Annotated in this window: 20 protein-coding genes; 6 read left to right on the forward strand and 14 right to left on the reverse strand. The window is 72.9% G+C overall.

The features are described from left to right. The first annotated feature begins 229 nt into the window (after window positions 1-229). Window positions 230-553, forward strand: coding sequence for a nuclear transport factor 2 family protein (locus tag ABZW30_RS09945; protein WP_355670551.1), 324 nt, complete (start codon window positions 230-232; stop codon window positions 551-553). 10 nt (window positions 554-563) lie between these two features. On the opposite strand, the gene ABZW30_RS09950 is transcribed toward ABZW30_RS09945, so the two are convergent. Continuing rightward, a complete protein-coding gene (locus ABZW30_RS09950) occupies window positions 564-1,784 on the reverse strand; it encodes a serine hydrolase domain-containing protein (RefSeq protein ID WP_355670552.1) in 1,221 nt (406 codons plus the stop codon). 85 nt (window positions 1,785-1,869) lie between these two features. Between ABZW30_RS09950 and ABZW30_RS09955 the strand changes: the two genes are divergently transcribed. The 3 genes from ABZW30_RS09955 (at window position 1,870) to ABZW30_RS09965 (ending at window position 5,307) form a co-directional block, all read left to right on the forward strand. Beyond that, complete coding sequence (locus ABZW30_RS09955; protein ID WP_355670553.1) at window positions 1,870-2,388, forward strand: NUDIX domain-containing protein; 519 nt, start codon at window positions 1,870-1,872, stop codon at window positions 2,386-2,388. Between the two features lie 154 nt (window positions 2,389-2,542). After that, window positions 2,543-3,352 carry a TetR/AcrR family transcriptional regulator gene (locus ABZW30_RS09960; protein WP_355670708.1) on the forward strand — a complete coding sequence of 270 codons (810 nt, stop codon included), beginning with the start codon at window positions 2,543-2,545 and terminating at the stop codon, window positions 3,350-3,352. 140 nt (window positions 3,353-3,492) lie between these two features. Further along, entirely contained in the window at window positions 3,493-5,307 is a 1,815-nt protein-coding gene (locus ABZW30_RS09965; protein ID WP_355670554.1) for a hypothetical protein, read from the forward strand. Between the two features lie 100 nt (window positions 5,308-5,407). Here ABZW30_RS09965 and ABZW30_RS09970 read toward each other — a convergent pair whose 3' ends face one another. Then, the gene (locus ABZW30_RS09970) at window positions 5,408-6,397 is read right to left on the reverse strand and encodes a TetR/AcrR family transcriptional regulator C-terminal domain-containing protein (protein WP_355670709.1); all 990 of its coding nucleotides are present in this window, start codon (window positions 6,395-6,397) and stop codon (window positions 5,408-5,410) included. On the opposite strand from ABZW30_RS09970, the gene ABZW30_RS09975 reads away from it, so the two are divergent. Continuing rightward, window positions 6,330-6,521: a hypothetical protein gene (locus ABZW30_RS09975; RefSeq protein WP_355670725.1), complete on the forward strand. Its 192-nt coding sequence runs from the start codon at window positions 6,330-6,332 to the stop codon at window positions 6,519-6,521. The two genes, ABZW30_RS09970 and ABZW30_RS09975, sit on opposite strands and share 68 nt — an antisense overlap. A 98-nt stretch (window positions 6,522-6,619) precedes the next feature. On the opposite strand, the gene ABZW30_RS09980 is transcribed toward ABZW30_RS09975, so the two are convergent. The 11 genes from ABZW30_RS09980 to ABZW30_RS10030 form a co-directional block, all read right to left on the reverse strand. Continuing rightward, complete coding sequence (locus ABZW30_RS09980; protein ID WP_355670555.1) at window positions 6,620-7,351, reverse strand: spermidine synthase; 732 nt, start codon at window positions 7,349-7,351, stop codon at window positions 6,620-6,622. Between the two features lie 151 nt (window positions 7,352-7,502). Beyond that, a complete protein-coding gene (locus ABZW30_RS09985) occupies window positions 7,503-8,552 on the reverse strand; it encodes a putative sulfate exporter family transporter (RefSeq protein WP_355670710.1) in 1,050 nt (349 codons plus the stop codon). Window positions 8,553-8,566: 14 nt separating this feature from the next. Beyond that, on the reverse strand, window positions 8,567-9,148 hold the full coding sequence (locus ABZW30_RS09990) for a cysteine dioxygenase family protein (protein WP_355670556.1): 582 nt from the start codon (window positions 9,146-9,148) through the stop codon (window positions 8,567-8,569). Window positions 9,149-9,224: 76 nt separating this feature from the next. Further along, complete coding sequence (locus ABZW30_RS09995) at window positions 9,225-10,130, reverse strand: LysR family transcriptional regulator (RefSeq protein ID WP_355670711.1); 906 nt, start codon at window positions 10,128-10,130, stop codon at window positions 9,225-9,227. A gap of 130 nt (window positions 10,131-10,260) precedes the next feature. Further along, window positions 10,261-11,127 carry an amino acid ABC transporter permease gene (locus ABZW30_RS10000; RefSeq protein WP_355670557.1) on the reverse strand — a complete coding sequence of 289 codons (867 nt, stop codon included), beginning with the start codon at window positions 11,125-11,127 and terminating at the stop codon, window positions 10,261-10,263. Then, window positions 11,124-11,768 carry an amino acid ABC transporter permease gene (locus ABZW30_RS10005; protein WP_355670558.1) on the reverse strand — a complete coding sequence of 215 codons (645 nt, stop codon included), beginning with the start codon at window positions 11,766-11,768 and terminating at the stop codon, window positions 11,124-11,126. The genes ABZW30_RS10000 and ABZW30_RS10005 overlap by 4 nt, the downstream gene beginning before the upstream one ends. 12 nt (window positions 11,769-11,780) lie before the next feature. After that, complete coding sequence (locus tag ABZW30_RS10010) at window positions 11,781-12,704, reverse strand: glutamate ABC transporter substrate-binding protein (RefSeq protein WP_355670559.1); 924 nt, start codon at window positions 12,702-12,704, stop codon at window positions 11,781-11,783. A gap of 9 nt (window positions 12,705-12,713) precedes the next feature. Next, entirely contained in the window at window positions 12,714-13,442 is a 729-nt protein-coding gene (locus ABZW30_RS10015) for an amino acid ABC transporter ATP-binding protein (RefSeq protein WP_355670712.1), read from the reverse strand. A gap of 47 nt (window positions 13,443-13,489) precedes the next feature. Then, window positions 13,490-13,735 (reverse strand): LapA family protein, encoded by a 246-nt coding sequence (locus tag ABZW30_RS10020; RefSeq protein WP_355670560.1) that lies wholly within the window; start codon window positions 13,733-13,735, stop codon window positions 13,490-13,492. Window positions 13,736-13,866: 131 nt separating this feature from the next. Next, window positions 13,867-15,639 carry an ABC transporter ATP-binding protein gene (locus ABZW30_RS10025; protein ID WP_355670561.1) on the reverse strand — a complete coding sequence of 591 codons (1,773 nt, stop codon included), beginning with the start codon at window positions 15,637-15,639 and terminating at the stop codon, window positions 13,867-13,869. Next, on the reverse strand, window positions 15,636-17,582 hold the full coding sequence (locus ABZW30_RS10030; protein ID WP_355670562.1) for an ABC transporter ATP-binding protein: 1,947 nt from the start codon (window positions 17,580-17,582) through the stop codon (window positions 15,636-15,638). The genes ABZW30_RS10025 and ABZW30_RS10030 overlap by 4 nt, the downstream gene beginning before the upstream one ends. A gap of 420 nt (window positions 17,583-18,002) precedes the next feature. Between ABZW30_RS10030 and ABZW30_RS10035 the strand changes: the two genes are divergently transcribed. Beyond that, window positions 18,003-18,866 carry an aldo/keto reductase gene (locus ABZW30_RS10035; RefSeq protein WP_355670563.1) on the forward strand — a complete coding sequence of 288 codons (864 nt, stop codon included), beginning with the start codon at window positions 18,003-18,005 and terminating at the stop codon, window positions 18,864-18,866. Between the two features lie 199 nt (window positions 18,867-19,065). On the opposite strand, the gene ABZW30_RS10040 is transcribed toward ABZW30_RS10035, so the two are convergent. Further along, window positions 19,066-19,932: a MarR family winged helix-turn-helix transcriptional regulator gene (locus ABZW30_RS10040; protein WP_355670564.1), complete on the reverse strand. Its 867-nt coding sequence runs from the start codon at window positions 19,930-19,932 to the stop codon at window positions 19,066-19,068. Window positions 19,933-20,184: the final 252 nt, after the last annotated feature.

Here is a 20,184-nt window from a genome sequence, read left to right on the forward strand (position 1 = left end):
CCCTCTTGCCCGCCCCCGCGGTCAGGGTTGTGGGGGGGGCGCCCGCGGGGGGCCCCCCCCCCCCACCGCCACTCCCCGTGGCGGGCTCGGTCGGCAAATCGCCTGTTCCGGGATCCAAGCACAAGAATCCCCCGATTTTGCCGACGCGCCGCCGACATGCCCGGGCGCCCCGCGCGAACGCCGTAGACAGGACTCCCCAGTCCGCTCACCCCGTTGGGAGTCCCGGCAGATGACCATCGCCCCCGCCAAGCTCACCGACCCCGCCGTCCGCGCCTTCGTCACCGCGGTCAACGCGGGCGACCGCAACGCCTTCTTCGCCCTGCTCGCCCCGGACGCGACCATGTCCGACGACGGGTCGGAGCGCAGTCTGGCGGACTGGGTCGACCGGGAGATCTTCGGCCCGAACGGCCGGATGGACGTCCAGAGCGAGGCGAGCGGCGGCCACGCCCTGGTCGCCAACTTCACCAACGAGACCTGGGGCGAGATGCGCACCGCCTGGCGCTTCACCGTCGACGGCGGGAAGATCAGCCGCTTCGAGACCGGCCAGGCGTAGCCGACCGCCCTCAGGACAGCCCCAGGCACCCCCGCACCGCGCGGATCAGGTTGCGCGAGCGCACGTCCCCCGTCACGCCCGGCTGCATGCCGTTGGTGACGTACCCGAAGCCCAGCCCGAGGTCGGGGTCGGCGAAGCCCAGCGAACCGCCCCGGCCGGGGTGGCCGAAGCTCGCCGGGGAGGCCATCGGCGCGGTCGGACCGTGTCGCCAGAACCCCAGGCCGAAGGTGGAGTTGACGATCAGCACCCGGTCCGGGCCGTTCACCGTCGGCCCGACCGCGTGGGCCAGCACCTCCGGGCCGAGCAGCGGTGGCAGCAGCGCGCCGGAGCCGTCCGGTCGGTCGGCCGCGCCGATCAGCGCCGCGTAGAACCGGGCCAGTGAACGGGCGGTGCCGATGCCGCCCGCGCCGGGGATCTCGGCGGCCTGCACCGCCGGGTCGTTGAGGTCCACTCCGGGGCGCACCGAGGCGAAGGAGCGGGCGGTCAGCGAGGTCGGGTCCTGGTAGGCGTCCCGGACGGACTGCTTGGGCCGCAGCCGCAGCCCGCTCGGGCCGGTCCGGGCCGCCTCCGGGGCGGGCAGGTCCACCAGCTTGCCGACCCGGGGCGCGGCTCCGGCCGGCAGCCCGATCCACAGGTCCAGCCCGAGCGGCCGGGCGACCTCCTCGGCGAAGTACTGTCCGATCGTCCGACCGCTCACCCGACGCACCACCTCGCCGACCAGCCAGCCGAAGGTGTACGGGTGGTAGCCGTGCGCGGTGCCGGGCTCCCAGGCGGGCGCCTGCGCGGCCACGGCGGCGGCCGCGCGCTCCCAGGTCAGCACGTCCTCCAGGCGCAGCGGCGCGTCCAGCGCGGGCACCCCTACCTGGTGCGACAGCAGCCAGCGCACCGGCACGTCGCCCTTGCCCTGTGCCGCGAACTCCGGCCAGTACGAGGCCGTCGGCGCGTCCAGGTCGAGCAGGCCCCGCTCGGCCAGCAGCAGCGCGGTGGTCGCGGTCAGGCCCTTGGTGACCGAGCGCAGCACCTGGGCGGTGTCCGCCGTCCACGGCACCGCCGGCGCGGGCCGCCCGCCGACCTCGGGCCGGGCGTCGCCGCCCCACAGGTCGACCACCTTGCGGCCGCGCACGTAAAGCGCGAAGGCGGCGCCGAGCTCGCCGTACTCGACGAAGTTCCGCGCGAAGGCCGCCCGTACGGGCTCGAACCCCTCGGCCGTCTCGCCCCAGATCTCCACCACCGCGTGCCACCCTCAGATCATTCGCTGCCGTCCGATTCCTCGATCCCGCGTTCGAAGCGGGCCCTGAAACCCTAACCTCTAGGACATGACCAACCCTGCCGAGGAACTGCTGGACATCGTCGACGAGCACGACCAAGTGATCGGGACCGCCCTGCGCGGGGAGGTGTACCGGCAGGGACTGACCCACCGCTGCGTCTTCATCCTGGTCCGCGACCCGGCCGGCCGGATCTTCGTCCACCGCCGTACCGACACCAAGCTGTTCGCCCCCGGCGCGTACGACATGTTCGTCGGCGGCGTGGTCGGCTCCGGCGAGACCTACGCCGAGGCCGCCGTCCGCGAGGCCGAGGAGGAGCTCGGCGTCCGCGGCATCACCCCGCGCCCGCTGTTCAAGTTCCTCTTCCGGGAGCCCGACGGCGGCAGGCTCTCCTGGTGGTGCGACATGTACGAGGCCGAGTGGGACGGCCCGGTCTCCCCGCAGGAGTCCGAGGTCGCCTGGCACGCCTGGCTCACCCCCGAGGAACTGGCCGAGCGCCTCGCCCGCGACACCTTCGTCACCGACGGCCGCGAGGCCTACCGCCGCTATCTGGAGCTCCGGGCCGGGTAAACCGGCCGCCCAGACCGCATGGGCCCCCGGGCCGCCGCCGGATAGGCTGACGCGCATGGCCTCCCGTACGCCGTCGCCGACGGCCGACCGCACAGCACGGACCGCCGCCGCAGCATCCGGCCGTGCGGCGGCGGGTGAGCGGCCGCGCCGCCGGCTGAGCGTGGACGAGCGGCGGGAGCAGCTGATCGCCGTGGCGCTGGAGCTGTTCAGTCGGCGCCCGCCGGAGGAGGTGTCGATCGACGACATCGCCGCCGCCGCGGGCGCCTCCCGGCCGCTGGTGTACCACTACTTCCCCGGCAAGCAGGCGCTGTACGAGGCCTCGCTGCGCCGGGCGGGGCGGGAGCTTTCGGCACGCTTCGAGGAGCCGGCGGAGGGGCCGCTGTCCGAGCGGCTTTACCGGGTGATGGGCCGCTACCTGGACTTCGTGCAGAGCCACGGGCCGGGCTTCGCCGCGCTGCTGCGAGGCGGCTCGGTGGCGGCCAGCGCGGGCACCTCGGCGGTGATCGACGACGTGCGCCGGGCCGCACACGACCAGATCCTCGCCCACCTGGCGATCCCGGCACCGAGCCCCGGGCTGCGGCTGACCGTCCGGGCCTGGATCGCCAACGCCGAGATCACCTCGTTGGAGTGGCTGGCCGAGCGCTCGGTGCCGCTGGAGGAGCTGCAGCTGCACCTGGTGCAGGAGTTCGTCGCCTCGCTCACCCTCACCGCCGCCCGGGAGCCGGCCCTCGCCGCCGAACTGTCCTCCTTCTTCGCCGACGAGCGCCCCGACGGGCCGACCGGGCGCCTGGTCCAGGACCTCGCCGGGCTGTTCGCCGTCCCCGGCATCCTCGACGCCGTCACCGCGCTGACCGCCGGAGCACCGACCACTGAAGCACCGGCCACCGACGAACCGGCCTCCGCGCCCGTGGACGAACCGTCCGCGCAGGCCACCGAGGGCTGGGCCGCGACCTCCCACGAATGATCATCGGGTGATCCTGCGGTTCGGTGACGACGGTGGGCTCTGATAGGAATGGGCGGGGATCTGACGGCACGCCGCCCGGGCGGGCCCGGTCCCACCCGAAACCACCGACGGCAGACGGAGCAGAGCGGGGGGCTCACCAGTTGACCCAGGACGTCCAGTTCAGCGCGGAGGCCAACCCCTTCGCGGCAGCCGAGCAGGTCTGCGCGACGCTCGGCACACTCACCGACGCCCTCTTCGACGAGCACACCTCGCGCCACCCGGCGGCCTCGCTGAGCGCCCTGCGGACGGCCGGGCACCCTGCCGCCGAGGCGCTGTTCGGCCTGCCGCTGGCCCCCAACGGGCCGGTGCACGAGGCCCTCGACCGGCTCGGCACGGTGATCACCGTCGGAACCGCCCGCCCGGGCACCGGAGTCCCGGTCGCCGACCGGGTGACCACCGCGCTGCAGAACCGCTACGGCGGCGGGGCGGTGCGCGGAGCCATCGCGGACCGGGGCACCACCTCGGCCGCGCTGTTCCAGCTGCCGGTCACCGGTGAGTTCGCCGACGCCAAGCTGCGCCCGCCGTTCGCCCCGGCGCTGGCCGCGCTCGCGGCCGGGCAGCAGACCCGGCAGCCGGTCGAACTGGCCACCGGCGCGGGCACCGAGGTCCGACTGGTCGTCCCGCCGGGCTTCCACCCGCTGACCTCCCCCGGCGGGCCCGCCGGGGTCTCCGCCCGTACGGTGCCCGCGCTTGCGGACGGCGGCGACGGCGCCGATCGGGCCACCGCGGCAGCGGCCGCCGAACTGACCGGGCACCTGGCCGAGGTGGCCGAGGAGCTGTTCAGCGCCACCGGCCCGGAGCCGCGCCGCGACTTCGCGGTGATCGCCGCGACCCTGACCGACCTGATCCAGGACGCGGGCGTCTGCTACGCGGGCGTGTGCGCGCTGGAGTCGGACGGACGCGTCTCGGACGCCTCCCTGGTCGTCTCGCTCGCCCGGCACCCGCTGCCGATCACCGAGCTCGCCACCGAGCTGGCCACCGTACGGCGGCACGCCGAGGTGTGGACGGTGCTGCTGCCGGCCGGACCGGCCGCCGTCCTGGTCGAGGGGCGGACCGTCCCGGTGCCCGGACCGCTGGCCGCCGACGGGCAGCGGCGCTGGGTGGTCACCTCGGTCGTCCAGGCCTTCGTCCCGCTGCCGGACCGCGGATCGGTGCTGTGTGCCCAGCTGTCCACGGCGCGGCCGGAGGACTGGGAGCTGTACACGGAGGCGTTCGCGGAGCTGCTGAAGAGCATCCAGTTCGGCTGGGACGGCGAGGCGGTCGCGGCTGCGGCCGCGCCGGTTGCCCCGGCGGTGCCGGTGTCGGCGCCCGCCGTCCCGGATTCTCCGCCGACTGCCGCCCCCGCCCCCGTGGCGGAGGAGCCGGCGGAGAAGCCGGTGCACCTGCGTGGCACTCCGGTGCGCGTCCCGCCCGCGGACTTCAACCCCTTCGCGCCGGAGGCGGAACCGACCGCCGAGGCCGGGGCCGTCGCGGTGGACGACGAGCTGCCGAAGGGCACGCCGGTGCTGATCCCGCCGCCGGACTTCGACCCCTTCGGCATGATGGGCTTCTCCAACGAGCCCGCCGGGGAACCGGCCGCGCAGCCTGTCGGGGGTGCTGCGGCTCCCGACCCCTTCGGCACGACGATCGCCTCCGAGCAGAAGAGCGACCCGTTCGGCACCACCGTCGGCGCCCAGGGCCCGGCCGTCCCGCCGCCGCCCTCGGCGCCGCCGATCATCCCGGCCCAGGCGGCGCCCGCAGCGGACACCCCGGCGGCGAACGCGGCGGAGCCGGGTCCGGGCAAGGGCACGCCGGTGCTGATCCCGCCGCCGGACTTCGACCCCTTCGGCATGATGGGCTTCTCCAACGAGCCCGCGGGGGAACCGGAGGCGAAGGACGATGCCGACGCGGAGCCGGAGCACCGGCCGTTCGGCTGACGGACGGGGAACGACGGCTGACAGCTGACGTTTGACAGACGACAGCTGACAACCAACGGATGCCAGATGTTGTCCGCTGAAATCCGTCAGTTGTCAGCTGTCACTCGTTCCGACCTCCGCCACCGCTCCAGCCATCCGCCGCCTCTCCCCCGCGCGCCTCCATCAGCGCCGCCACCCCGTCCAACATCCGCACCATCCCGAACTCGAACAGCGCGTCCAGGCTCAGGTCGATCTCCGGCCCCCGGTTCAGCGCGTCGAACATCGGGAAGCGCTCCGGATCGGACATCAGCCGGTCGTGGTCCTCGTCATCCAGCCGGTCCATCCACTCGTCCGCGGACATGCCGCTGTCCTGCTCGGCCTGCGCCTCCCGCTCGAAGTGGACGGCCAGCCCGCAGGTGTAGGCCGCCAGCGTCACCGCGGCTTGGGCCATCTCCTCCCCGGTCAGCCCCAGCCCGGCCAGCGCGGCCATCGCCCGTTCGGTGTGCAGCGCCGCGTCCGGCGCGAGCACCGGCCGGGTGAAGGACATCGTGGACGCCAACCACGGGTGCCGCCGGTAGATCCGCCACTGCAGCCGCGCGACCTCCTCCAGCCCCGCCCGCCAACCCGGCGCCGGCGGGTCGGGCAGCGGCTGCTCACCGAAGACGGTGTCCATCATCAGCCGCAGCAGCTCGTCCTTGCCGGGCACATGACGGTAGAGCGACATGGTCGCGACCCCCAGTTCGGTGGCGACCCGGCGCATCGACAGCGCCGTCAGCCCCTCCTCGTCGGCCACCCGGATCGCCGTCGCGACGATCCGCTCCCGCCTCAGCTCCCGCTCCCCGCCCCGAGGCCGCCGCACCCCCGACGCACCCGGCCCACCAGCCGCCCGCCCGGCCTCCCGAACCGCCGCCGAACCGACGGCAGGACCAGCAGGAGCGGCAGGAGTCGCCACCGGAGCCGCAGGAGCCGCCACCACCGTCCCCACCCCCGGAACGGCCCGGACCAACCCCTCCTCCCGCAGCCGGTTGAGCACCTTGGTCGCGGTGGCCATCGCCACCCCCCACTCCTGGGTGATCCGCCGAGTCGACGGCACCCGGGAGCCCGGCTTCAACTCCCCCGCCGCGATCCGCCGCCGCAGCTCGGCCGCGATCCGCTCCGACGGTGTCCCGCTCTCCACCGCAACCACCACCGCCCGCTCGACCACCGCACTAGTGCACCGCAACCGCACACGCTAGCAGTCGAGCACCGGCCCCGGCGGAGCCCAACCGGCACGGCCCTCCGGCCAGTTGACAGTTCCCGCGGACAACGGCCGTACCCGGCCGCCCAGTTTGCTTCAGTCGGCCCGTCGCGCCAGGTGCACCACATCCGGCACACCCCGGCTGACCGGGATCTCATGGGTGGCGACATCCGAGAAGCCCGCCGCCCGCAGCACCTCCTCGAAGGCCGGGGAGGGCTGCGCGCTCCACACCGCCAACACCCCGCCGGGCTCCAGCCGGTGCCACAGCGCCGCGAGCCCGTCCGCACCGTAGAGCCCGCTGTTGGAGTCGGTGACGGTCCAGTCCGGCCCGTTGTCGATGTCCAGGCACAGCGCGTGGTAGCGCTCCCCGCCGGCCGCCGCGAGGTACTCCAGCAGATCGGCGTGGAATACCGCGACCCGCTCGTCCTCCAGTGCGCCGCCGGAGAAGGCGCCGAGCGGGCCGTTGCGGTGCCAGTCGATGATCGCGTTCTCCCGCTCGACGATCGCGATCCGCCCCCAGCGCGGTTCGGCCACCGCGTACGCGAGCGAGAATCCGACCCCCAGCCCGCCGATCAGCACCGACGGCCCGTTCGAGCCGCTGCCCTCGCCGTCACCCCCACCGCCCGTCCGGTCCAGCTCGTCCAGCGCAGCCTGGACCAGCAGCCGCTCGGAGCGGCCGTCCGCGGTGTCCATCAGGAAGCAGCCGTTGGCGATGATCTCGTAGTGCCGCCCGCGCTGCCGCAGCACCACCTCGCCGAACGGCCCCTCCCGCCGGTCGAGCGTGACGACGGCCTCGTGGCCGTCCCGTTCGGGCAGTGCGGTGGTCATGCGTCCTCCTCGACGTACTCGGCAACAGGACCGTACCGGTGCGGACGATCACCCGCCCGACAATAACCGAGTCCACCCCGCCGCCGGGTCCGGCGAGCAGCGAGGCCCGCGAAGCCGAGCCCACGAGGCCCAGCCCGCAAGGCCGCGCCCGTCAGGTCGTGACCAGCACCCCCGCGTACGACACGCCCGCGACCACCACCCACGACCCGAGCCCGAGCAGCGCGATCCGCCCGCCCGTGCGCACCATCGTCGGCAGGTGCACCGCACTGCCGAGGCCGAACAGCGCGGCGGCCAGCAGCAGTTCCTGCGCGTCGCCGGCCAGGGTGAGCGCCCGCTCGGGCAGCACTCCGACGGTCCGCAGCACGATCATCGCGAGGAAGCCGGCCACGAACAGCGGCACGATCGGCGGCCGGCTGCCGCTCTTCTCCTCACCCGCCGCAGCGGCCCCGCGCGCGTTGCGCCGCACCATCACGGCCACGCCCGCGACCAGCGGCGCCAACAGCACCACCCGCATCAGCTTGACCAGCACGGCCTCGCGCAGCGCCGCCGCCCCGCCGGTCTGCGCGGTGGCGACCACCTGCCCGACGTCGTGCACGCTGGCACCGACCCAGCGCCCGAACTCCACCTCGCCGAGCCCCAGCGGGTGCTGGAGCAGCGGCAGCACGGCGATCGCCAGCGTCCCACAGAGGGTGACCAGCGCGACCGAGGAGGCGACGTCCTCCTCCTCGCTGCCGGCCGCCTGGCTGACCGCGCCGATCGCCGAGGCTCCGCAGATCGAGTACCCGGTGGCGACCAGCAGCGGCTGGTCGCCGGGCAGTCCGAGCTTGCGGCCGAGCCACATCGTGCCGGCGAAGGTGGCCGCGACCACCGCGAGCACCATGGCGACGGTGGCCCAGCCGAGGCCGAGCACGTCGTCCAGGCTGAGCTTGAGCCCGAGCAGCACGATGCCGAGCCGCATCAGCCGCTTCCCGGCCATGGACAGTCCCGGCCGGGCGACCCCGCGCACCACCGTGCGCAGCCCGGGCAGGTGGGCCGCCGCCATGCCGAGCACGACGGCGGCGGTGAGCTTGGGCACGGCGGGGACGACCGCGTGGACGCCCAGGGCGGCTGCCACGCCGACCGCGGCGAGCAGCAGGCCGGGGGCGTCCCCGCCGAGCGGGGGAAGTGAACGGGTGCGGGTGGCCCGCTCCCGGAGGGTCAGTGCCACGCCGCCGCTCACCGCTCCTGGTCGGCGGGGAGCCGGTAGACCCGCCGGATGCTGGTGCCGAGCCGCGAGATGTCGGCGCCGTACACGTGGATGGAGATCGCCGTGCTGCTACAGGAGTTGCGCACCAGGTGGATGTCGCCGGGCGGGGCGAAGGCGGAAACCGTCCCGGCCGGGCCCGCCACGTGCTCGGTCTCGACCAGCCGCGCGCTGCGCCCGTCGGAGACCAGCCGGTAGCGGGTCTCGCTCTCCTGGCCCTGGTGGACGCCGGCCACGCACCAGGAGACGTGGTCGTGGATCGGGGTCTGCTGCCCGGGCAGCCAGACCAGGGCGACGACGGAGAAGCCGCCGTCCTCCTCGGCGTGCACGACGTGCTGGCGGTAGCAATGCGGGTCGCCCTCGCGTTGGGCGGGGGTGAGCAGCGCGTCCGGCCCGTCGGGGTCGGCGAGCAGGTGCGGGGCGAGGCGCTCGCCGACCAGGTAGGCGGTGAGCTCCGGGGGGAGCCCGCGGTCCACGACGGCGCGGATCTCACTGATCAGCGCGGTCATCCGCTCGGTGAGCCGGTCAGTGCCGACCGTGGCTGGGGGTGTCATGTCAGCAGGTTCGGACCTACCGACCTATCACGTCCAAGGAGCTTTCTTAAGCGATCCCCCCACTAGTGCTTATAGGTCAGCATCCGACCCGGCTCGCCGCCGCCTGCCGCAGGTGGTCCAGCACCAGCCCGGTGGCCGGGATCCGCCGGTGCTCGCTCAGCACGTACGCGCTCACCTGCCGGCGCAGGTGCGGTTCGACGGCCCGCCCGGTGACCTTGCGATGGCACATGAAGGAGAGCACCAGCGCGGGCATCAGCGCGATCCCGACCCCGGCGGCGACCAGGCTCTGCACCGCGAGGTTGTCGTCGGTGGAGAACACGATGTCCGGCGCGAAGCCCTCCTCCGCGCAGACGTGCAGCAGGTTGGCCCGACAGCGCGGACAGCCGGCGATCCAGCGCTCGCCGTCCAGGTCGGCGAGCCGTACGGCGTGTCGGCGGCCGAGCGGGTGCCCGACCGGCAGCAGCACGGTGAGCAGGTCCTCCATCAGCGGGATCTCGTCCAGGCCGTCCGGCACCTCGGTCGCCCCGCCCGGATACCGGAAGGCCAGCGCGATGTCGCACTCGCCACGCAGCAGCCGCTGGACGGAGTCCGGCGGCTCGGCCTCCAGCAGTTCGACCCGGACGCCGGGGTGCTCGGCGAGCAGCCGGGCCATCGCCTCGGGTATCAGGGTGGCGTTGGCACTGGGGAAGGCGCAGACCCGCACCCGCCCGGCGCGCAGCCGGGCGAGCGCGGCGAGCTGCTGCTGGGCGGCGGAGAGGCTGCCGAGGATCAGCTCGGCGTGCCGGGAGAGCGCCTCGCCCGCCTCGGTGAGCCGCAGACCGCGCCCGGCGCGGGTGAACAGCGGGACTCCGACACTGCGTTCGAGCGCCTTCATCTGCTGGGTGATGGCGGGCTGGGTGTAGCCGAGTTCCCGGGCGGCGGCCGAGTACGAACCGGCCCGGACCACCTCGTGGAACGTCCTGATGTGCCGTGAGTCGAACACCGGCTCCATGGCCCCTCCGCCCGGTCGTCGTCGCCTTCCCCGCAATCATAAGAGGAATTTGGAGGTATCGACCCAGGCCCCACCCGCACCTATGGTTCAGCCCCGAACCAAGCCTCCCACCACTGCGGGCTCACTGCACCGAGGGCGGCAACCCCATCGCGACCTCGGCCTTCACCACCGGCGCCCCGCCGCGCATGCTCGGGCTGCGCCGGCTGCGCCGCTCGACCCAGCGGGCGAGCCAGGACAGCAGCAGACACATGCCGATGTAGATCGGCGCGATCACGATCACCACCGGGATGAACGGCAGGTCGTAGTCCAGGTTGGTGGCGATCAGCTTGCCCGCGTGCAGGAACTCCTCGTAGGTGATCAGGAACCCGAGCGAGGTGTCCTTGAGCGCGACCACCAGCTGGCTGATGATGGCCGGCAGCATCGCCCGGTTGGCCTGCGGCACCAGCACGTACGCCATCACCTGGGTCTTGCGCATGCCCAGCGCGTACGCCGCCTCGCGCTGCCCCTTGGGCACCGCGAGCACGCCGGCCCGGAACACCTCGGCCAGCACCGAGCCGTTGTAGAGCACCAGCCCGGCGACCAGTGCCCACAGCGGCTGCGCCTTGAGCGCGACGAAGACGAAGAAGATCATCACCAGCACCGGCATGGCCCGGAAGAACTCCACCACCAGTGTGGCGAACCAGCGCACCACGCGGTGGTCGGACAGCCGTCCGACCGCGAACAGCGCGCCGAAGGGCAGCGCGAACAGCGCCGTCCAGCCGAAGGCCTTCAGGGTGTTGCCCAGCCCCCGCAGCAGCAGCTCCTGCACGCCGCGGTACTCGAAGGGCTCCCATTTGGCGTACGTGAACTGGCCGGTGTGGAACAGCATGTAGACGACCCAGCCGATCAGCGCCGCGATCAGCACCAGCGCGATCCCGCCGTACAGCCGGTGCCGGGCCAACGCCCTCGGGCCGGGGATGTCGTACAGCGCCGAGGATTCAACGGTCATCGGGACACCGCCACTCGTCGCTCCAGCAGGTTGAAGACGGCGCTGATGGTCAGGGTGATGATCAGGTAGCCGACGGCGATCCAGACGAAGGTCCAGACGATGCTGTAGCCCAGCTCGTTGATGGTCCGGTAGGTGCCCAGCAGTTCGGTGACGCTGAAGGAACCCGCGATCGCCGAGTTCTTCGCCAGCGCGATCATCACACTGCCGATCGGCGCCACCACCGAGCGGTACGCCTGCGGCAACACCACCAGGCTCATCGTCTGCCCGAAGCTCATGCCCAGGCTGCGGGCTGCCTCACCCTGCCCGGACGGCACGGTGTTGATGCCCGAGCGCATCGCCTCGCAGACGAAGGCCGAGGTGTAGCAGCCGAGCGCCAGTACCGCGAAGGTGTAGAAGGGCAGGGTGATGTTGAACCGGGGCAGGCCCAGCACCACGATGAAGAACAGCAGGGTCAGCGGCGTGTTGCGCAGCACCGTCACCCAGACCGTCCCGAACACCCGCAGCGGCCTCACCGGCGAGACCCGGAAGCCCGCGACCAGCACACCCAGCACCAGCGACAGCACGGCGCTGACCACGAACAGCGCGAGCGTGCCGAGGAAGCCCTCCCAGTAGGTCGACCAGTTGTCGATCAGCGTTCTCACAGGGCGGCCCTCTCAGTACCGGTTGATCGGCGGCGGGGTGGGCGCGGGCTCCCCGGACAGGCCGAGGGTCGCGTCGAAGGCCTTCTTCCAGTCGCCGTTCTGCTCGTGGTGGGCCAGCGCGTCGTCCAGCGCCATGCGCAGCACGGTGTCGTTCTTCGGCGTCCCGATCCCGTACGGCTCGGTCGAGAACAGCGGGCCGACCACCTTGAGCTCGTCCGGCACCTTGGCCGCGTAGCCCAGCAGGATCGCGTTGTCCGTGGTGACGGCGTCGACCTGGCCGGTGATCAGGTTGTCCACGCAGGCCGAGTAGGTGTCGTAGCCGATCAGGTGCGCCCTGGGGTACTGCGACTGGATCCGCTGGTACGGGGTCGAGCCGGCCGCCGAGCAGACCTTCTTGCCGTCGAGGTCCTGCGGCCCGTGGATGCTGTTGTCGTTCTTGCGCACCAGCAGCGACTGCCCGGCGATGAAGTACGGCCCGGCGAAGCCCACCAGCTTCTTCCGGTTGTCGTTGATGGTGTACGTGCCGACGTAGTAGTCCACCTGGCCGTTCTGCAGCGCGGTCTCGCGGTTGGCCGAGGCGATGGTCTTGAACTGGATCTTGTCCGGTCCGAAGCCGAGGGAGGCTCCGAGCATCTTGGCGATCTCGATGTCGAAGCCGGAGTACACGCCGGTGGCCGGGTTCTTCTGGCCCAGGTACGGCTGGTCCTCCTTGGCGCCGACCACCAGGTAGCCCCGGCGGCGGGCGGCGTCCAGGGTCGGCGAGCCGGTGATCGAGGAGGCGTCCTGTACCTGGTAGCTGGGCAGCGCGCTGGGCTGCGGGCCCTTGGGCGGCGGGGTGCCGGGTTTGCCACAGCCGGCGGCCAACGCGGTGAGCAGCAGGACGGCGGCGAGCACGCGGTGGCGCGCCCGCGCGGCGGGCGTCCTCTTACGGGTCACGGCGCCGCCTCAGTGCTTCAGGATCTTGGACAGGAAGTCCCGGGCGCGCTCGCTCTCGGGGGCGCTGAAGAACTCCTCCGGGGTACGGTCCTCCACGATCCGGCCGTCGGCCATGAACACCACCCGGTTCGCGGAGGCCCGGGCGAAGCCCATCTCGTGGGTGACCACCACCATCGTCATGCCCTCGCTGGCGAGTTGGCGCATGACGTCCAGTACCTCGTTGATCATCTCGGGGTCGAGCGCCGAGGTCGGCTCGTCGAACAGCAGTGCCTTGGGGTCCATCGCCAGCGCGCGGGCGATCGCCACGCGCTGCTGCTGGCCGCCGGACAGCTGGGCCGGGTACTTGTCGGCGTGCGCCGCGAGGCCGACCCGCTCCAGCAATGCGCGGGACTTGACGTCCGCCTCGGCCTTGGGGCGGCCGCGAACCTTGATCTGGGCGAGCGAGACGTTCTGCAGCACGGTCTTGTGCGCGAACAGGTTGAAGGACTGGAACACCATGCCGACCTCGGCACGGAGCTTGGCCAGGCCCTTGCCCTCCTCGGGCAGCGGCTGGCCGTCGATCAGGATGGTGCCGCCCTCGATCGGCTCCAGCCGGTTGATCGCCCGGCAGAGCGTGGACTTGCCGGAACCGGACGGGCCGATCACCACGACGACCTCGCCGCGGCCGACCGTCAGCTCGATGTCCTGCAGCACGTGCAGGCCCCCGAAGTGCTTGTTGACCTCGCGCATCTCGATCAACGGGGTGAAGGCCGAGGCGCCGGTCGGGGGCGGCCCGGGGGCGGTGGTCACCGGCCGCGCCGCCCCTTCATCAACCAGCCCAGCACAGCGCCGGCGACCAACGTGGCCAGCAGTGCGATCCACAGCGGCGCGGTGACGGTGAACACCCAGAACTGGATCTCGACCTTCTCGAGGTTGGCGAACAGGAACCACACCGCGAGGATCACGATGACGCCGATCCCGATGTACCGCGTGGGGATCCCGCCGATCTCGCTGCGCTGGGAGCGGGACGAGCCGTCTGAAATCTTGGTCACCGGAGCAGTCTGCTGGCCTGGACGGCGATTTGCCCGGTTACGCGCCCTTACGGGTCCGGGAGTAACCCGCACGGGGCAACCCGACCCCGTGCGGGTTTACCGATCTCCTGGGGCGTCGACTCCTCCGACCGCTATCGCTCGTCCCTCCAGGAGCGCCAGAGCGCCGCGTACGGGCCGCCGGCGGCGACCAGTTCCGGGTGGCTGCCGTACTCGCTGATCCGACCACCCTCGACCACCGCGATCACGTCCGCGTCGTGCGCGGTGTGCAGCCGGTGGGCGATGGCGATGACCGTCCGCCCCTCCAGTACCCGGGAGAGCGAACGCTCCAGGTGCCTGGCGGCCCGCGGGTCCAGCAGCGAGGTGGCCTCATCCAGCACCAGGGTGTGCGGATCGGCCAACACCAGCCGAGCCAGGGCCAGTTGCTGGGCCTGCGGCGGGGTCAGCGAGGTGCCTCCGGAGCCGACCTCGGTGTCCAGCCCCTCCGACAGGACGTCCACCCAGGCCCCGGCGTCCACCGCGTCCAGCGCGGCCCGCAGTTCGGTGTCGTCCGCCTGGGGCGCGGCCAGCCGCAGGTTGTCCCGCAGGGTGCCGACGAACACGTGGTGCTCCTGGTTGACCAGAGCGACCTGGGCGCGCACCCGCTCGGCCGGCATCCGGGACAGCGCCGCCCCGCCCAGGGTGACACTGCCCCGGCCGGGCGCGTAGATCCCGGCCAGCAGCCGCCCGAGGGTGGACTTGCCCGCCCCGGACGGACCGACCAGCGCGACCCGGCTGCCCGGGGCGACGTCCAGGCTGATCCCGTGCAGGACGTCGGCGCCCTCGCGATAGCCGAAGCGGACGTCCCGGGCCTCGACCCGCCGGCCGTCCGGCTGGACGGACTCGTCCCCCTCGTGCTCCGGCACCTCGTGCACGCCGACCAGCCGGGCCAGCGAGGCCTGACCAATCTGCAGCTCGTCGTACCAGCGCAGGATCAGGTCCACCGGGCCGGTGAGCATCTGCGCGTACAGCACGCCGGTCGTCAACTGACCGACGGTGAGCCAGCCCTTGAGGGTGAACAGCCCGCCGACCACCAGGGTGGCCAGCACTGCCGAGGTGTAGACCGCGTCGATGGTCGGGAACCAGACCGAGCGCAGCCACAGGGTGTACCGCTCCCAGGCCAGCCACTCGCGCAGCTTTCGGTCGGTCAGCCGGACCCGCTGCTCGCCCAGCCGCAGCGCCTCGACCGTCCGCCCGGCGTCCACCGTCTCGGCCAGCACGTTGCTCACCGCGGCGTATCCGGCCGACTCGTTGCGGTAGGACTGCGGCGCACGCCGGAAGTACCAGCGGGAGCTGACCAGCAGCAGCGGCAGTCCGACCAGCGAGGTCAGCGCGAGCAACGGCGAGGTGGCCAGCAGGGCGCCGAGCACCAGCAGCAACGACACGACGGCGACGGCGAGTTCGGGCGCCGCCTCGCGCACCGACTTGTCCAGCCTGTCGATGTCGGTGGTGCCCCGGGAGACCAGGTCCCCGGTGCCGGCCCGCTCCAGCACGCCGGTGGGCAGCGCGACCGAACGGACCAGGAAGTCCTCCCGCAGGTCGGCCAGGACGCGTTCGCCCAGGACGGCGCCGCGCATCCGCGACCAGCCGGTGAACGCGGACTGCACCACCAGCGCCAGCAGGTACCAGCCGACCGCCACCGCGATGGTGGCCCCGGCCGTGCCGGTGGCCAGCGACTCGACCAGGCTGCCGAGCACCCAGGGCCCGACCAGTCCGGCCAGGGTGGCCACCGAGTGCAGCGCCACCACCCCGGCGAACCCGCCCCGGTGCCGCTCCGCGAGCAACCGCAGGTACCCGCGCACGGCGGCCGGGGAGCCGACCGGCAGGGTGGTGGCCGGCCCCTGCTCCTGATGGACGGGGGGCTTCATGACGTACTCCTCACGTGCGGCACCGGACAGTTGACGTGGGCGGTCACATCGACTCCGTGACCCGCCCGCTCGTCTCCGGGCGCTTCCGGTCCGGTGCCGACGCTCTTCGCTCCGGCGCTCCTTCCTTCGTCGGTCGCTTGTCGCTCCTCACTCCCGGCACCGGCGCGCCCTTCGGCTCGGGGCGGGACCGGGGCGCTCTCCTCGTCCCGGGTGACCACGGCCCGGTACGCCGGCTCGGTGCGCATCAGCTCGCAGTGCCGCCCGGCCGCGACCGCCCTGCCGCCTTGCAACAGCACCACCCGGTCCGCCTGGTCGAGCAGCAGCGGGCTGGTCGCGAACACCACGGTGGTGCGCCCCGCCCGGGCGCCCCGCAGCCCGGTGGCGATCCGGGACTCGGTGTGGGCGTCCACCGCGCTGGTCGGCTCGTCCAGCACCAGGACCGGTGGGTCCGCCAGCAGCGCGCGGGCCAGGGCCAGCCGCTGGCGCTGGCCGCCGGAGAGCGAGCGCCCGCGCTCGGTGACGCGGGCGAGCATCGCGTCGCCCCCGCAGTCCGGCGAGCCGTCCGCCAGCGCCTCCAGCACGTCCTCGCAGCGGGCCGCGGCCAGCGCCTCGGCCGCTGGGACCCGGCCCGAGGACGGGATGTCCAACAGCTCGGCCAGGGTGCCGGAGAGCAGCACCGGCTCCTTGTCGTGGACCAGCACCGCCGCCCGGGCCTCGGCCAGCGGCACCGCGTCCAGCTCGGTGCCGCCGAGCCGGACGTAGGGAAGCGGCTCCTCGCCCTCGGCCAGCGGGACGTGCCCGCCGAGCCGCTCGGCGAGCGCCCCGGCGAAGTCCGGGTCCCCGCAGACCACCGCGGTCAGCTCGCCGGCCCGGGCGGTCAACCCGGTCGCCGGGTCGTGCAGGTCGGACTTGCCGGGCCTGGCCAGCGCGGCCTCGGCCGCTCCACTGGTCCGGCTGAGCGAGAGCACCCGCACGGCCCGCCCGGCGGAGACCCGGGCGACGCTCCAGGCGTGCGCCGCCTCACCGAGGATCCGCAGCGGCGCGGCCAGGAAGGCGGTCGCGCCGTACACCGCGATCAGGGTGCCGACGGCGAGCTCACCGGAGGCCGCCAACCTGGCGCCGTACCAGGTCACCCCGACCACGAACAGTCCTGGCAGCAGGACCTGTTGGGCCTGCATCAGCGACCAGACCCGGGCCGAGCGCACCGCGGCCGCCCGGACCTTCTGGGAGGCCGCCCGGTACCGCTCCAGGAACAGCTCCTCGCCGCCGATGCCACGCAGCACCCGCAGCCCGGCCACCGTGTCGGCGGCCAGCTCGGTGGCCTTGCCGCCGAGCACGCGCTGCTTCTCGTAGCGCCGCTCGAACGGCCCGATCAGCGGCCAGACCGAGGCGGCCAGCACCGGAACGCCGAGCAGCACCCCGATCCCGAGCACCGGTTCGACCACCAGCACCACCGAGCTGACGGCCAGCCAGACGATCATCGCGGCCCGGACCCGGGCGACCAGCTCGACGTACCAGCCGATCCGCTCGACGTCCCCGCTGCCGACCGCGACCACCTCGCCGGTGGCGATCCGCCGGGACAGCCCGGCTCCCAGGTGGGAGGCCTGCCCGGCGACCAACTGCCGTACGTGGCAGGCGGCGTGGATCCAGTTCCAGACCGCCTGCCGGTGCAGCAGCACGGTGCCGAGCGAGGCGGTCGCGGCCAGCAGCAGCGCGAGCGCACCGGCCTGCCAGATCCCGGCGGCGTCGCCGTCGACGGCGGCCTGCACGCCGTGGCCGAGCGGTATCGGCAGCGCGGCCTGGGCGCCCATCTCCACCAGCGCCCAGCAGGTGGCTCGCACCTGCCCGCGCCGCTGGGCGCGTTGCAGCCAGCGCAGGAAGGCCAGGGGTGAGGACAGGTCGGGACTGCCGGGGTCGGCCAACGGCAGGGGGGTGAGCGGCATGACACTCCGATACGGAAGGTGCGGAGGTACGAGGGTGCGAGCACGTACGGAGGGCCGTGAGGGCCCACGGGCACGGACACGACGGGATGGGCGAAGGACGCGCGGCACAGCGGCGCGGCAACGTCCACACGTCCGGAGGGAGGGGCCGGACGGACGAGGGTTGGGCACGAAGGGCCCGGGTCTCAGGAGGTCATGCCAGCGAGCCTGCCAAGCCCGATGTGATCCACGCAACAGGTTTTTCGCCGCCTCGGCCCCGGTGCCCCACCCCGGACGGCCGCGGGCCCCCGCCGACGGCCCGAGAAGTGCGCCACGCCGTCGTAAAGCTTCGCCAAAGATTCGCCCGGACGGCGGGAACAATCGTGTCGGGGCACCAGTTGCCCCCACTGGAACCAGCGGACGACCAGGAGGGCACCCCTTCCCGTGAGCAACATCCCCAGCGTCACCCTGAACGACGGCGCTACCATCCCGCAGCTCGGCTTCGGCGTGTGGCAGGTCCCGGACAGCGAGGCCACCGCCGCCGTCCGCACCGCGATCGAGGCGGGCTACCGCTCCATCGACACCGCGGCGATCTACGAGAACGAGGCCGGCACCGGTGCGGCGATCGCCGAGGCCCTGGCGGGCGGCGTCGCCCGCGAGGACCTCTACATCACCACCAAGCTGTGGAACTCGGGCACCCGTGACTGGTCCGGCGAGCAGGGCCGGGACGCGGTGCTGCGCGAGTTCGACGCCTCGCTGGCCAAGCTCGGCCTCGACTACATCGACCTGTACCTGATCCACTGGCCGCGCCCGATGCACGGCAGCTACCTGAACGTCTGGAAGGCCCTGGAGCAGCTGAAGGCGGACGGCCGGGTCAAGTCGATCGGCGTCTCCAACTTCGGCACCGAGCAGCTGACGCGGGTGCTGGACGAGGCCTCGATCGTCCCGGTGCTGAACCAGGTCGAGCTGCACCCGTACTTCCCGCAGGAGGAGCTGCGCGCCTTCCACGCCCAGCACGGCATCGCCACCGAGGCGTGGAGCCCGCTGGGCCAGGGCGGTGAGCTGCTGGCCGAGCCGGCGCTGGTGAAGATCGCCGAGAAGCACGGCCGCACGGTCGCCCAGGTGGTACTGCGCTGGCACCTGCAGAGCGGCGTGATCGCCATCCCGAAGTCGGTCACCCCGTCCCGCATCCGGGAGAACCTGGACGTCACCGGCTTCGAGCTGGACGCCGAGGACCTCGCGGCGATCGCCGCCGTGGCCACCGGCAAGCGGATCGGTCCGGACCCGCAGGGGTTCGACTGGAACTGACGCCTGCCCGGGGGCGGCGGCACCCACGGCGCCGCGCCCCCGTTAGGGCGATCACTGGCTGACAGCCAGTCATGTCGAAGAACCGCCCGCCCCGGCCAGGGACGGGCGGCGCTTCGGCGTGCCGTGATTCACCACACGGAAAGCCACGGATCTTCGGTGTGTTGGCGAATCGTTTTGGCTGGAGTTGCAGAGGCTTTGCCTAGAGCCTGGCGGCCTTGGCGATGAGTGTGAGCGCGGCCTCGTGCTCCTCCTCCGCCAGCGATGCGAGAAGCAGCCGCTGAACCTCGGCCACCCCGGCGGCCGAGCGGTGCAGCAGGTCCTGGCCCGCCGGTGAGAGCGAGAGCAGGTTGCGGCGGCCGTCCGAGGGGTCGCGCCGACGCTGCACCAGACCGCGGCGCACCAGTCGGCTGACCATCTCGGCCATCGTGGCCTTGTCCAGCGAGGCCAGCTCGCCGACCGTGCGCTGGTCCGCGCCCGGCTCCAGCTCCAGCGCGTCCAGCACGGCGTACTGCGGGGCCGTCAGCTCCGCGCCGACGTGCTCCGACCAGAGCTTGGTGTGTACCTGCTGGCCGACCCTGATCAGGTAGCCGATCGCCCGCTGGGCGTCCAGTATCGGCCGCGCGTCCGTGAAGACGGCGACCGCGGCGGGCTCCAGCCTGGCTATCTTGGCCATCACCCGGACGATCTCGATCTGCTCGTCCGGAGTGAGCGGCTCGAACAGCACCCGTTGCACGCGGACCACACCACCGGTGGCCTCGCGCACCGCCTGGGCGCCGCTCTGCGACAGCGCGAGCAGCTTGCGCCGGCCGTCGGCCGGGTCGCGCCTTCGCAGCACGAGGCCGCGGCGGACCAGCCGCGCGACCATCTCCGCCATCGTGGCCTTGTCGAGCGAGGCGCGCTCGCCCACCGTGCGCTGGTCCGCGCCCGGTTCCAGGGCGAGCACCAGCAGGACCGCGAACTGCGGAGCCGTGAGATCGGCTCCGACGTGCTCGGACCACAGCCGGGTGTGAACCTGCTGCGCAACGCGAATCAGGTGTCCGGGCGACTGCTGCAGTCGCGCGGACACGCGGGTTGTCGGGATCTCCCCCAGCACCATGTATCCGTCCCGATGTCACACCCGGTGTGTGTGGGACACCCGGGTGGGGCAGTAACGGCGAGTGGGCGTCCAGCTATGAGGGAGGGCGCTCCAGCCGTGCAGCCGGTGGCTGCTGGCGGACACTATACAAACGGCGGGCCCTCGCTGGCAGGCAGGGGCGGATAGTAGACGCAGGTTCGGCAACATTGGCATATTTACGCGCCGCCGAGCCCTTGCGGTAAC

The sequence above is a fragment of the Kitasatospora sp. NPDC004669 genome (assembly GCF_040609455.1).
Lineage (GTDB): Bacteria > Actinomycetota > Actinomycetes > Streptomycetales > Streptomycetaceae > Kitasatospora.